Annotated in this window: 10 protein-coding genes; all 10 read right to left on the bottom strand. The window is 70.3% G+C overall.

Annotation, left to right across the window (positions count from 1 at the left end):
* Positions 1 to 25 precede the first annotated feature (25 nt).
* Genes SHK19_RS01980 through nuoF form a run of 10 tightly spaced genes read right to left on the bottom strand, consistent with a single transcriptional unit; the run spans position 26 to position 13,043 of the window.
* Entirely contained in the window at positions 26 to 1,024 is a 999-nt protein-coding gene (locus SHK19_RS01980; protein ID WP_322457605.1) for a polyprenyl synthetase family protein, read from the bottom strand.
* Positions 1,021 to 2,616: an NADH-quinone oxidoreductase subunit NuoN gene (gene nuoN, locus SHK19_RS01975; protein WP_322457604.1), complete on the bottom strand. Its 1,596-nt coding sequence runs from the start codon at positions 2,614 to 2,616 to the stop codon at positions 1,021 to 1,023. The genes SHK19_RS01980 and nuoN overlap by 4 nt, the downstream gene beginning before the upstream one ends.
* Entirely contained in the window at positions 2,616 to 4,154 is a 1,539-nt protein-coding gene (locus SHK19_RS01970) for an NADH-quinone oxidoreductase subunit M (protein WP_322937696.1), read from the bottom strand. Before SHK19_RS01970 ends, nuoN begins: the two co-directional genes overlap by 1 nt.
* Positions 4,154 to 6,100: an NADH-quinone oxidoreductase subunit L gene (nuoL, locus tag SHK19_RS01965; protein ID WP_322937695.1), complete on the bottom strand. Its 1,947-nt coding sequence runs from the start codon at positions 6,098 to 6,100 to the stop codon at positions 4,154 to 4,156. Before nuoL ends, SHK19_RS01970 begins: the two co-directional genes overlap by 1 nt.
* A 7-nt stretch (positions 6,101 to 6,107) precedes the next feature.
* On the bottom strand, positions 6,108 to 6,407 hold the full coding sequence (nuoK, locus tag SHK19_RS01960; protein ID WP_322457601.1) for an NADH-quinone oxidoreductase subunit NuoK: 300 nt from the start codon (positions 6,405 to 6,407) through the stop codon (positions 6,108 to 6,110).
* The gene (locus tag SHK19_RS01955; protein WP_322457600.1) at positions 6,404 to 7,273 is read right to left on the bottom strand and encodes an NADH-quinone oxidoreductase subunit J; all 870 of its coding nucleotides are present in this window, start codon (positions 7,271 to 7,273) and stop codon (positions 6,404 to 6,406) included. The genes nuoK and SHK19_RS01955 overlap by 4 nt, the downstream gene beginning before the upstream one ends.
* Complete coding sequence (nuoI, locus tag SHK19_RS01950; protein WP_405030451.1) at positions 7,270 to 7,920, bottom strand: NADH-quinone oxidoreductase subunit NuoI; 651 nt, start codon at positions 7,918 to 7,920, stop codon at positions 7,270 to 7,272. Before nuoI ends, SHK19_RS01955 begins: the two co-directional genes overlap by 4 nt.
* Positions 7,913 to 9,292 (bottom strand): NADH-quinone oxidoreductase subunit NuoH, encoded by a 1,380-nt coding sequence (nuoH, locus tag SHK19_RS01945; protein WP_322457599.1) that lies wholly within the window; start codon positions 9,290 to 9,292, stop codon positions 7,913 to 7,915. The genes nuoI and nuoH overlap by 8 nt, the downstream gene beginning before the upstream one ends.
* Positions 9,289 to 11,757, bottom strand: a complete 2,469-nt coding sequence (locus tag SHK19_RS01940; protein WP_322937694.1) for an NADH-quinone oxidoreductase subunit G — start codon at positions 11,755 to 11,757, stop codon at positions 9,289 to 9,291. Before SHK19_RS01940 ends, nuoH begins: the two co-directional genes overlap by 4 nt.
* Complete coding sequence (gene nuoF, locus SHK19_RS01935) at positions 11,754 to 13,043, bottom strand: NADH-quinone oxidoreductase subunit NuoF (RefSeq protein ID WP_322938663.1); 1,290 nt, start codon at positions 13,041 to 13,043, stop codon at positions 11,754 to 11,756. Before nuoF ends, SHK19_RS01940 begins: the two co-directional genes overlap by 4 nt.
* Positions 13,044 to 13,068: the final 25 nt, after the last annotated feature.

The raw sequence follows: 13,068 nt of genomic DNA, 5'->3' as shown, positions 1-13,068 counted from the left end.
GCCGGCGCTCGTCCGAGGGACGAGCTCAGGCGGTGCGGACAGCGACGGCGTCGGCGAAGGCCTCGAGGGCGGAGCGGACCGATCCCTCGGGGAGGGCGGCGAGGCGCTGCTTGGCCTCGCCGGCGCGGGCGAGGACGTAGGCGCGGGCCTCGTCCATCGCGGGGTGCTTGCGCAGCAGGTCGAGGGCCTCGGCGTGGAGGTCGTCGTCGGCGAGGTCGGCGGCGAGGATCTCGTGCAGGCGGGCGTCCGCTGGGTCCTTCGACGCCTGGGCCATCAGCACCGGCAGGGTCGGCACGCCCTCGCGCAGGTCGGTGCCCGGCGTCTTGCCGGACTCGGCGGACTCCGACGCGATGTCGAGGATGTCGTCGGAGAGCTGGAACGCGGTCCCGACGAGCTCGCCGTACTCCGTCAGCGCGGCGACCACCTCCGGCGGCGCGCCGCCGAACATCGCGCCGTAGCGGGCGGACGTCGCGATCAGGGAGCCGGTCTTGCCGGCGACCACCTCCAGGTAGTGCTGCAGCGGGTCGTCGTCGGGCCCCGGCTCGACGGTCTCGAGGATCTGGCCCTCGACCAGCCGGGTGAACGTCTCGGCCTGGATGCGCACCGCCTCGGGCCCGAGCCGGGAGGTCAGCTCGGAGGACTTCGCGAACAGCCAGTCGCCGGTGAGGATGGCGACCAGGTTGTCGTAGCGGGAGTTGGCCGAGTCGGCTCCCCGCCTGAGCGCGGCCTCGTCCATCACGTCGTCGTGGTAGAGCGAGCCGACGTGGGTGATCTCGACGACGCAGGCGGCCGTGAGCACCTCGTCGGAGTCCGGCCGGTCGCCGGCCTCGGCGGCGAGCAGCACCAGCAGCGGCCGGAACCGCTTGCCGCCGGCGGCGAGCAGGTGGCGCGCCGCCTCGGTGACGTACGGCGCCCGACTGCTCGCGTGCTCGAAGAGTGCCGCCTCGACCGCCGTCATCCGTTCGCGCAGGCGGGCGGCGAGGGCGTCGTCCGTGATCGGCAGGGCCAGGTCGGCGGGATTCACCTGATGAAGTCTCCCGCACCCACGACCAGATCCAGAACCGGGCCCGGCACGATACCGAGCACGACGGTCGCCGCCAGGCAGATCGCGACGGTGCCGACGGTCAGCACCGACGCGTCCGTCACCGCCGCTGTCTCACCCGGCTCCGGGTCGTTGAAGAACATCACCCGGATGCACCGGATGTAGAAGAAGACGGCGATGACACTGGACACGATCGCCGGTAGCACCACCCACCAGAACCCGGCGGACATCGCCGAGGTGAAGACCGCCCACTTGCCGACGAATCCCGAGGTCAGCGGGATCCCGGCCATCGACAGCAGGAAGAACGCGAAGGAACCCGCCACGAGCGGGGACCGCTTCCCCAGCCCGGCCCAGGCGGACATCCCGGAAGCCTCGCCGCCGGCGTCGCGCACCACCGTGACCAGCGCGAAGGCGCCGACCGACGCGAACCCGTAGGTCGTCAGGTAGAACAGCACGCCCTCCAGCGAGGAGTACTGGCCCTCGGCGAGCTCCCCGGCGCCCTGGGCACCGATCAGACCGGTCAGCAGGAAGCCGGTGTGCGCGACCGCGGAGTAGGCCAGCATCCGCTTCACGTCGGTCTGCACGATCGCGAGCACCGCACCGAGCAGCATGGTGGCGATCGCGACCACCGAGAGCATCGGCTGCCAGCTCCACCGCTCCGCGTCGAACGCGACGTAGAACAGGCGCAGCAGCGCCCCGAACGCGGCGACCTTGGTCGCTGCCGACATGAACGCGGTGACCGCGGTCGGAGCACCCTGGTAGACGTCCGGCGTCCAGGCCTGGAACGGCGCGGCGCCGACCTTGAACAGCAGACCGACCGCGAGCAGCGCGATACCGGCGAGCAGCAGGCCGCGGTCGGCGTTGCCGGCCCGGACCGCCTGGTCGATGCCGGCCAGCGACACCGAGCCGGCGTAGCCGTAGACCAGGGCGGCGCCGTAGAGGAAGAACCCGGAGGAGAAGGCGCCGAGCAGGAAGTACTTGAGGGCCGCCTCCTGGCTCAGCAGCCGTCGCCGGCGGGCGAGTCCACAGAGCAGGTAGAGCGGCAGCGAGAGCACCTCGAGCGCGACGAACATGGTGAGCAGGTCACCCGACGCCGGGAACATCAGCATGCCGCCAGTGGCGAACAGCAGCAGCGGGTAGACCTCGGTGTGGTCGAGGCCCTTGGTGGCGGCCAGCCGCTCCGCCTCGGTGCCGGGCAGGGCCGCGGCCTGGCCCGCGAACGCGGACAGCCCGCCCTCCAGGCGGCGCTCGGCGAAGAGCCCGGTGCCGAGGATGCCGAAGACCAGCAGCAGGCCCCACAGGTAGACGGTCGGACCGTCGACGATGATGCTGCCCTCGGCGCCGACCAGGCCGCGCGCCGCGCCGTCTGCGTGCTCCTCCAGGTCGGTGGCGATCCAGATGGTGGCGCCCAGCGCGGCAGCGAGCGCGACGAGGGTCAGCAGCACCTGCGGCAGCCGACGCCGCTCCCGCGGGAGGAACGCCTCGACGAGCACGCCGAGGCAGGCCGCGCCGAAGACGATGAACAGCGGAAGGAGCTCGAAGTACTCGAGCGTGGGCTTGCTGAACTCGGGCATCAGTGCGCCTCCCCCTCGTCGGCAGCGTCGTGCTCGACCTCGGCCGGTGGGACGTCGGGACTGTCGTCCTCGACGCCGACATGGCCCAGCAGGTCATCGGTGAAAGGGTTGGCGACGTCGAGCAGCGGCGCCGGGTAGAAGCCGAAGAGGACCAGCGCCGCCATCAACGGGGCGACCGCTGCGACCTCGCGCACGCCGAGGTCACTCGTCCCCCCGCCGACCGACGACGGCCCCGGCGGACCGGTGAACGTGCGCTGGTACATCCACAGCACGTAGATGGCGGCCAGCACGATGCCGGTGACCGCGATCACGCCGGCGTACCAGGCGTAGTCGAAGGCCGACACCAGCACGAGGAACTCGGAGACGAACGGGCTGAGGCCCGGGAGGCCGAGGGTCGCCAGCCCGGCGACGAGGAACAGCCCGGCGAGCACCGGGGTCGCCTTCTCGAGGCCGCCCATCTCGCTGATCAGCATGGTGCCGCGGCGGTGGTAGAGGTAGCCGGCGATGAGGAACAGCGCGGCGGTGCCGATGCCGTGGTTGACCATGTAGAGGATCGCGCCGGAGCTGCCCTGGCTGGTCATCGCGAAGATGCCGAGGGTGATGAAGCCGAAGTGGCTCAGCGAGGTCAGGCCGATCAGCCGGAGGACGTCGTCCTGCCCGATCGCCACGAGGGCGCCGTACACGATGGAGATCAGTGCCAGCGTGATCACGACCGGGGTCGCCCACTCCGACGCCTCCGGGAAGATCCCGAGGCAGAACCGCAGCATGCCGAAGGTGCCGATCTTGTCGAGCACGCACACCAGCAGCACCGAGGTGCCGGGCGTGGCCTTCTCGGTGGTGTCGGCGAGCCAGGTGTGGAGCGGGAACAGCGGCGCCTTGATCGCGAAGGCGATGAAGAAGCCGATGAACAGCCAGCGCCCGGCGTCGGTGTCGATGTCGAGGGCCATCAGGTCGGAGAGGAGGTACGACGGCTCGCCCTCCTCGGCCGAGACGACGTAGAGCCCGATCACGGAGGCGAGCAGCACCAGTCCGCCGGCGAGCTGGAACATCAGGAACTTCACCGCCGCCGCGCCGCGGCCCGCGCGGCCGAAGCCGCCGATGAGGAAGTACGCCGGGATCAGGGTGGCCTCGAACACGACGTAGAAGAGGAACACGTCGGTCGCGCAGAACACCGCGAGCGACAAGGACTCGAGCGCCAACGCCCACGCGACGAACGCGCGCGCCCCGCCGCCGTCGGCGTCGTCGGCCGCGAACCACTCCGCCGCGAGCACCAGCGGGACCAGCGCCACGGTGAGCAGCACCATCAGCAGGCCGAGCCCGTCGAGGCCGAGCGCGTAGTGGACGCCGAACGCGTCGATCCAGGTGTAGCTCTCCTCGAGCTGCATCCCGCCGTCGACCTCGTAGGAGACCGCGGCCACCGCGCCGACGACGAGGGTCGCCAGCGCGACGCCCATGCCGAGCAGCTTGCTCAGCGACCGCGGCGCGAGGGCGACGACGACCGCGCCGGCCAGCGGGAGCCAGATGAGAGTGGACAACATCAGAGGTTCACCGCCACCAGGGTCAGGACGAGGATGAGTGCGCCCCCGAGCACGGACAACGCGTACGACCGGACGTAGCCGGTCTGCAGCCGACGCAGCCCCTGGCCGATGCCACCGACGACGGTCGCGCCGCCGGTGAAGCTGCCGTCGACGAGACCCCGGTCGGTCGCGACCAGCCCGGTCACCAACTGGCCGCCGGGCCGTACGACGAGCGCGTCGTTGATCGCGTCGCCGTAGATGTCCGCACGCGCGGCCCTCGTGACGAACGAGACGTCCTGGGGGGCTTCGCGCGGCACGTCGCGCTTCTGGAAGAGCAGGAACGCGAGCGCCACGCCGACGCCGACGACCGCGACGACGAGCAGGGTGATCACGATCGCGGGGAGCGGCGGGTCCTCGTGCTCCACGTGGCCGACCACCGGGCTGAGGAAGTCGACGATCCAGTCGCCGGCGAGCATCACGCCGCCGAGCACCGAGAGCGCCGCCAGCACGATCAGCGGCACCGTCATCACGGCGGGCGACTCGTGCGGGTGGACGCCGTCCTCCCAGCGCTTCTTGGTGAAGAAGGTCAACAGCATCATCCGGGTCATGTAGAAGCCGGTGATGCCGGCGCCCAGCAGCGCGCAGATGCCCACGAGGAGGTTCTCGGTGAGCGCGACCTCGATGATCTTGTCCTTGGAGAAGAACCCGGAGAACCCGGGGAACCCGATGATCGCCAGGTAGCCCATCGCGAACGTCAGGAACGTCACCGGCAGCAGTTTCTGCAGGCCGCCGTAGTGACGCATGTCGACGTCGTCGTCCATCGCGTGCATGACCGAGCCGGCGCCGAGGAACATGTTGGCCTTGAAGAACCCGTGGGTCATCAGGTGGAAGATCGCGAAGGCGTAGCCGGCGACACCGAGCCCGGCGCCGAGCATCATGTAGCCGATCTGGCTCATCGTGGAGCCGGCGAGGCCCTTCTTGATGTCGTCCTTGGCGCACCCGAGGATCGCACCCCAGAGCAGCGTGACCGTCGCGACGATGACGACCGCGGTCTGCGCGGCCGGCGCCAGCTCGAAGACGAAGTTGGAGCGGGTGATCAGGTAGACGCCCGCGGTCACCATGGTCGCGGCGTGGATGAGCGCCGACACCGGGGTCGGGCCCTCCATCGCGTCGAGCAGCCAGGCCTGGAGCGGCACCTGGGCCGACTTGCCGCACGCGCCGATCAGGAGCAGCACGCCGAGCCAGTTGAGGGTGGTCTCCGATGCACTGCCGGCGTTGGCGCTGATCACGGTGAAGCTGGTGGAGCCGAACGTGACGAAGAACAGGAAGATCGCCAGCGCCATCCCCATGTCGCCGACCCGGTTGATGACGAACGCCTTCTTGGCGGCGGCCGCGGCGGAGTGCTTGTGCTGCCAGAAGCCGATGAGGAGGTACGACGCGAGGCCGACGCCCTCCCAGCCCAGGAACAGGCCGAGGTAGTTCTCGGAGAGGACCAGCATCAGCATCGCGGCGACGAACAGGTTGAGGTAGCCGAAGAACCGGCGCCGGCGCGGGTCGTGCGCCATGTAGCCGATCGAGTACACGTGGATCAGCGACCCGACGCCCGTGATCAGCAGCAGGAACATCGCCGACAGCGGGTCGTAGAGGAGGTCCATGCCGACATCGAGACCGCCGACCTGCATCCAGTCGTAGAGGTGCTGGGAGACCTGACGGTCGCCCTCGTCGCGCCCGAGCAGGCTGAAGAAGCAGAGCAGGCTGATCACGAACGACCCGAGCGGCAGGGCAGTGCCGAGGAGGTGGCCCCACTTGTCGGTGTACTTGCCACCGAGCAGCAGCACCACGGCACCGAACAGCGGCAGCGCGATGATCAGCCACAGCAGCGAGAAGACGCCGTCGGCGTCGGTCGGGGCGACCACGGGGATGTGGTGCTCCGCCTCTGCCGCGGCGGTCAGGAGAAGTGAGCTCATCCGTTCCTCAGAACTTCAGCAGGCTGGCGTCGTCGACCGAGGCCGATCGACGGGTCCGGAAGATGGTCATGATGATCGCGAGCCCGACCACGACCTCGGCCGCGGCCACCACCATCACGAAGAAGGCGGCGACCTGGCCGTCGAGGTTGCCGTGCTGGTGGGCGAAGGCGACGAAGGCCAGGTTGCATGCGTTGAGCATCAGCTCGACGCACATGAACACGACGATGGCGTTGCGGCGGGTCAGGACGCCCACGGACCCGATCGTGAACAGGATCGCGGACAGGACCACGTACGGCGTCAGGCTCACTTGTGGTCACCCTTTTCCTGGCCTCGCACACTGTGGTCACCGTGGGGCGCGGCCTGATCCTCCTCTGAACTGGCTGTAGCGCTGGTCTTGCCGCCGGTCTCGGGCTTGGTGCCGGGGTCCTGGTCGAGCTGCGCGGTGACCACGTCGATGTCGTCGGCGAGGTCCTCGGCCGCGCGGATCGAGCCACGCGCCGCGAGGACGCGGGACACAGAGGCCGGCGCCGGGCTGCCGTCGGGCAGCAGTGCGGGGGTGTCGACGGCGTTGTGGCGGGCGTAGACACCGGGTGGCGGCAGCGGCCCTAGGTGGACGCCCTTCTCGCTGAAGTCCCGGACCCGCTTGGCCGCGAGGTCGGCCTGGTTGACCTTCGGCGTGAGCCGCTCGCGGTGGGCCAGCACCATCGCGCCGACGGCGGCCGTGATCAGCAGCGCGCTGGTGACCTCGAAGGCGAAGACGTAGCGGGAGAACAGCAGGTTCGCCAGCACCTGCACGTTGCCGCCCTCGTTGGCCTCGTCGAGCCCGACCGCGGTGCCGAAGCTGATCTGGGTCAGGCCGACGAGCAGCACGACCACGAACACCAGGCCGGTGAGCCAGGCCAGCGCCCGCTGTCCCTTGATCGTCTCGACCAGCGAGTCGGACGCGTCCACCCCGACCAGCATCAGCACGAAGAGGAAGAGCATCAGGATCGCGCCGGTGTAGACGATGATCTGCACGGCGAAGAGGAACGGCGCCTCGAGCACGGCGTACAGGATCGCCAGGCTGATCATCACCACAGCCAGCAGCAGCGCGGCGTGCACGGCCTTGCGCACGAACAGGATGCCGAGCGCGGCCAGCACCATGATCGGCGCGAGGATCCAGAATGCGGTCACTGCGCGGCCTCCTCGCTCGGTGCCTGGGCGGCCCGCGATGCCGCAGGACGCTCGCTCGCGTCGACGGGCGTCGCGGCTTCGCCGCGGTAGTAGGCCTGCTCGTCGTCGCCGAGCAGCATCGGGTGCGGCGGCTGCTCCATCCCGGGAAGCAGCGGTGCGAGCAGGTCGGACTTCTCGAAGATCAGGTCGCGCCGGTTGTCATCGGCGAGCTCGTACTCGTTGGTCATCGTGAGCGCCCGGGTCGGGCACGCCTCGATGCAGAGACCGCAGAGGATGCAGCGCAGGTAGTTGATCTGGTAGACGCGGCCGTAGCGCTCGCCAGGCGAGAAGCGCCCCGACTGCACGGTGTTGCCGTCGGCATCCACGGTCGGCTGGTCGCTGTTCTCCGCGCCCTCGACGTAGATCGCGTCGGCCGGGCACGCCCAGGCACACAGCTCGCAGCCGATGCACTTCTCCAGGCCGTCTGGCCACCGGTTGAGCTGGTGCCGCCCGTGGAACCGCGGCGCGGTGGGGAACTTCTCCTTCGGGTACTGCTCGGTGACGACCTTGCGGAACATGGTCCGGAAGGTCACCCCGAAGCCGGCCACCGGGTCCCAGAACTGCTCCTTGAGCGACGGGGAGTCCTGCTTGCCTGGCTGATCAGCCATCGTTCGCCCCTCGGTCGGTGGTGTTGTCGGTGGTGCCGGACCTGCTGCTCGTCCCTGGGGTGGTGACCCGCTCGTCCGCTGCGAACACGAGCGGCCGGGCCGCGCCCCGGACCGCTCCGCCGGCCGGCATGGGCGGCACCGGGTAGCCGCCCGAGCGCGGCGCCGCGAGGTGCGTCGCGTCGTCGTCGCTCCTGCGGCTCTCGGGGATCAGGAACAGCACCAGGGAGACGCCGACGATCACGCCGACCACGATGAGCAGGTTGCGTGGCTCGCCGATCAGGCCGTCGTCGAAGACTCCCTCGTTGCGGGCCGTCCGCATCGCGGCGACCGCGATGATCCATGCCAGCGCGCCCGGGATCAGCAGCTTCCAGCCGAACGCCATGAACTGGTCGTAGCGCAGTCGCGGCAACGAGCCGCGCAGCCAGATGAAGATGAAGATGAAGAAGAGGACCTTGCCGAAGAACCAGAGCACCGGCCAGTAGCCCTCGTTCGCCCCGGCCCAGAGCTCGTCGATCCAGAACGGTGCGTGCCAGCCGCCGAGGAACAGGGTCGTCGCGAGCGCCGACACGGTCGCCATGTTGATGTACTCGGCGAGGAAGAAGAGGGCGAACTTCAGCGAGGAGTACTCGGTGTGGAAGCCGCCGACCAGTTCGCCCTCGGCCTCCGGGAGGTCGAACGGCGCGCGGTTGGTCTCCCCCACCATCGCGATCGTGTAGATCACGAACGACGGGAACAGGATCAGGCCGAACCAGTAGTCGTCCTGGGCGGCGACGATCTCACTGGTCGACATCGCGCCGGCGTACATGAAGACCGACACCAGCGCGAGGCCCATCGCGACCTCGTAGGAGATCATCTGGGCGCTCGACCGGAGGCCGCCGAGCAGCGAGTACGTCGAGCCGCTGGACCAGCCGCCGAGCACGATGCCGTAGATGCCGATGGACGCGATCGCCATCACGAAGAGCACGGCGACCGGCATGTCGGTGAGCTGGAGCGGGGTCCGCTCGCCGAAAAAGTTGACCTCGGGGCCGAACGGGATGACGGCGAACGTCACGAACGCGGGGACCGTCGCGATGACCGGCGCGAGGATGAAGACGAGCTTGTCGGCGTTCTTGGGCGTCAGGTCCTCCTTGAGGGCGAGCTTGACGCCGTCGGCGAGCGACTGCAGGAGGCCGAACGGCCCGTGCACGTTGGGCCCGATCCGGTGCTGCATCCGGGCCACGACCCGGCGCTCCCACCAGATGTTGAAGAGGGTGAGCAGCACCAGGATGACGAAGATCAGCAGTGTCTTGAGGCCGATGACCCACCAGACGTCGTGGCCGAACGCCGGCAGCTCGGTGTCGTCCGCCGCGAGCGGCAGCAGGTTGGCGATCACGGTTGTCCTCCCTCCACGCGCACGCGACTGCCGGGCGAGGCGAGGTCGCTGAGCACTCCGGCGCCGAACGAGTTGGCGGGCACCCACACCACGCCGGGCGCCAGGTCGACGCCGACCTCGGCCGGCAGCGTGACCGACCCGCGGTCACCGGTCAGGGTCACGGTCGACCCGCACCTGTCGTAGACGTCCTGGTGCACCAGCGCGACCACGGGCCGCGCGGTGGCCTTGAGGTACTTGTCGCCGTCCTGCATCCGGCCGTTGTCGATCGACTGCTTCCAGGTCGCGAGGACATAGGTCTGGATACGCGGCTCGCTGGCGCTCGCCGCTACTCGACCAACGACATCTTCGTTGGTCGAGTAGTCCGAGCCGCTAGGCGAGGACGTATCGAGACCAGGTCGCTCGCCGTCCCACGGCCCCAGCTGCGCCATCTCGGCACGGACCTCCGGTACGGAGCGGAAGCCGAGCGGCGTGCCCATCTCCGCCGCGATGCCGGACAGGATGCGCAGGTCCGGGAGCGAGGAGGGGTTGCGGAGCGCGGCCTCGAAGGACCGCATCCGGCCCTCCCAGTTGACGAACGAACCCGACTTGTCGCTCACCGGTGCGACCGGCAGCACGACGTCGGCGACCCGGGTTACCTCCGTCTCGCGGAGGTCGAGGGCGACGACGAAGCCGGCGGCCCCGACGGCGGCACGGGTGGCGGCCGGGTCGGCGGTGTCGGCGGGGTCGACACCCGCGATCACCAGCCCGCCGAGCTCGCCGGCGTTCAGCGCGGCCACGATCCCGTCGGCGTCGCGGCCCTCGGCCTCGGGCAGCGCGTCGACGCCCCAGGCGGCGGCGGCGTCGACCCGGGCCGAGGCGTCGGCGACCGGTCGGCCGCCGGGCAGCAGGTTGGGCAGGCAGCCGGCCTCGATCGCGCCACGGTCTCCTGCCCGACGCGGCACCCAGGCCAGTCGGGCACCGGACTTCGCCGCCAGCTCGGCAGCGGCGCTGAGGGCGCCCGGCACGGCCGCGAGACGCTCGCCGACCAGCACCACCGCGGTGCTGTCGACGCCGTGCTCGGCCTGCTCGAGCAGTGAACGGAGCGCCTCCGCCTCGGTGCCGGGAACGGTCGGGACCAGCCGACCCGACAGCTTGCTCAGGCCCCGGGTCCGGTACGGCGCCAGGGCGGTCACCTGGGTGCGGCCGGCGAGGACCGCCTTGCGCAGGCGCAGGAAGATCGCGCCGGCCTCGTCCTCGGGCTCGAGCCCGACCAGCACGACCTTCGCCGCGGACTGGAGGTCGCCGTAGGTCACGCCGCCGCCCGCCGGAGCGGTGAGGACGACGTGCGCGGCGAGGAAGTCCGTCTCCTCGGCCGAGAGCGGCCGGGCGCGGAAGTCGATGTCGTTGGTCCCGAGCGCGACGCGGGCGAACTTGCTGTAGGCGTAGGCGTCCTCGGCGGTGAGCCGACCACCGGTCAGGACGCCCACCCCGCCGGCCGTCCGGGCAGCGGCGAGGCCGCGGGCGGCGACGGCGAACGCCTCGGGCCATGACGCGGGGCGCAGGACGCCGTCGGCGCCGCGGACCTGCGGGTACGTGATCCGGTCGTCCGCGTGCGCGTAGCTGAACGCGAACCGGTCCTTGTCGGTGATCCACTCCTCGTTGACCGCGGGGTCGTCGCCAGCCTGCCGGCGCATCACCTTGCCGCGCCGGTGGTCGACGCGGATGGCGGAGCCGCAGGCGTCGTGCTCCGCGATGGCGGGACTGGACACCAGGTCGAACGGACGGGACCGGAACCGGTACTCCTCCGACGTGAGGGCGCCGACGGGACAGATCTGGATGACGTTGCCGGAGAAGTACGACAGGAACGGCGCGTCCTCGGCGATACCGATCTGCTGCTGGGCGCCCCGCTCGACCAGCGCGATGAACGGGTCGCCCGCGATCTCGTCGGCGAAGCGGGTGCAGCGCTGGCACACGATGCACCGCTCGCGGTCGAGCAGCACGTTGGGCGACAGGTTGATCGGCTTGGGGAAGGTCCGCTTGACGCCCTCGGACGCAGGGCTCGAGAACCGCGACTCGCCACGGCCGTTGGACATCGCCTGGTTCTGCAGCGGGCACTCGCCGCCCTTGTCGCACACCGGGCAGTCGAGGGGATGGTTGATGAGGAGGAACTCCATCACGCCCTGCTGCGCCTTGTCGGCGACCGGGCTGGTGACCTGCGTGTTGACGACCATGCCGTCGGCGACCGGAAGCGTGCAGGAGGCCTGCGGCTTGGGGAAGCCGCGGCCGTTGCCGGCGTCGGGTACGTCGACCAGGCACTGGCGGCAGGCGCCGACCGGCGCGAGCAGCGGGTGGTCGCAGAAGCGCGGGATCTGGACGCCGACCTGCTCGGCCGCCCGGATCACCAGCGTGTCCTTGGGGACCGCGACCTGGATGCCGTCGATGGTGACGTTGACCAGGTCGGTCGCTTTCTCGGGCGTGGTGGTCATGCCCTCACCTCCTGGCCGGCCCAGGCCGTCGATCTCGCCGGGTCGAAGGGGCATCCGCCCTGCGCCAGGTGGGCGAGGTACTCGTCTCGGAAGTAGGCGATCGAGCTCGAGATCGGGCTGGTCGCACCGTCACCGAGGGCGCAGAAGGAGCGCCCGAGGATGTTGTCGCACTGGTCGAGGAGCAGGTCCAAGGTCTCCGCACCGTCGGCCTCGGCGATCGAGCCCTTCTCGAGCCGGCTGAGGGCCTGCACGAGCCACCAGGTGCCCTCGCGGCACGGGGTGCACTTGCCGCACGACTCGTGCTTGTAGAACTCGGTCCAGCGCAGCACGGCCCGGACGACGCAGACGCTGTCGTCGAAGATCTGCAGCGCCCGGGTGCCGAGCATCGAACCGGCCGCACCGACGCCCTCGAAGTCGAGCGGGATGTCGAGGTGCTCAGCAGTGAGCAGCGGCGTGCTGGACCCGCCCGGGGTCCAGAACTTCAGCTGGTGGCCCTCGCGGACGCCGCCGGCGAGGTCGAGCAGCTCGCGGAGCGTGATGCCGAGGGGCGCTTCGTACTGACCCGGCTTCTGCACGTGCCCGGAGAGGGAGAAGATGCCGAAGCCCGCGGACTTCTCGGTGCCCATGGACGCGAACCACTTGGCGCCGTTGGCGACGATGCTGGGGACCGACGCGATCGACTCGACGTTGTTGATGACGGTCGGGCTCGCATAGAGGCCGGCGACGGCCGGGAACGGCGGCCGGAGGCGCGGCTGTCCGCGACGGCCCTCGAGGCCCTCGAGGAGCGCGGTCTCCTCGCCGCAGATGTAGGCGCCGGCACCGGCGTGCACGACGACGTCGAGGTCGTAGCCGGACCCGTGGATGTCCTTGCCGAGGTGGCCGGCGGCGTACGCCTCGTCGACCGCCGCCTGCACCCGGCGGATGACGTGGAGCACCTCGCCGCGGATGTAGATGAACGCCTTGTTGGCGCGGATCGCGTAGGAGCTGATGATGACGCCCTCGACGAGGACGTGCGGGTTGCCCATCATCAGCGGGATGTCCTTGCAGGTGCCCGGCTCGGACTCGTCGGCGTTCACCACGAGGTACTTGGGCCGGGGGTTGTCCTGCGGGATGAACGACCACTTCATGCCGGTCGGGAAGCCGGCGCCGCCGCGACCGCGCAGGCCGGAGTCCTTGACGGCGGTGATGACGTCGTCCGGGCTCATGCCGAAGGCATGGTCGAGCGCTTGGTAGCCGCCCTTGGCCGCGTAGGCCGGCAGCGTCCACCCGCGGTCGACGTCCCACATGTCGGTGAGGACCGGGGTCAGCACG

Source organism: Nocardioides bizhenqiangii (genome assembly GCF_034661235.1).
GTDB lineage: Bacteria > Actinomycetota > Actinomycetes > Propionibacteriales > Nocardioidaceae > Nocardioides > Nocardioides bizhenqiangii.
This window is presented reverse-complemented; position numbering and strand designations above follow the sequence as displayed.

Coding starts and splice junctions, on each gene's coding strand:
- nuoN (WP_322457604.1), bottom strand. CDS start 2,616: ATGCCCGAGTTCAGCAAGCCCACGCTCGAGTACTTCGAGCTCCTTCCG.
- nuoL (WP_322937695.1), bottom strand. CDS start 6,100: ATGAGCTCACTTCTCCTGACCGCCGCGGCAGAGGCGGAGCACCACATC.
- SHK19_RS01970 (WP_322937696.1), bottom strand. CDS start 4,154: ATGTTGTCCACTCTCATCTGGCTCCCGCTGGCCGGCGCGGTCGTCGTC.
- nuoF (WP_322938663.1), bottom strand. CDS start 13,043: ATGTGGGACGTCGACCGCGGGTGGACGCTGCCGGCCTACGCGGCCAAG.
- nuoI (WP_405030451.1), bottom strand. CDS start 7,920: ATGGCTGATCAGCCAGGCAAGCAGGACTCCCCGTCGCTCAAGGAGCAG.
- SHK19_RS01940 (WP_322937694.1), bottom strand. CDS start 11,757: ATGACCACCACGCCCGAGAAAGCGACCGACCTGGTCAACGTCACCATC.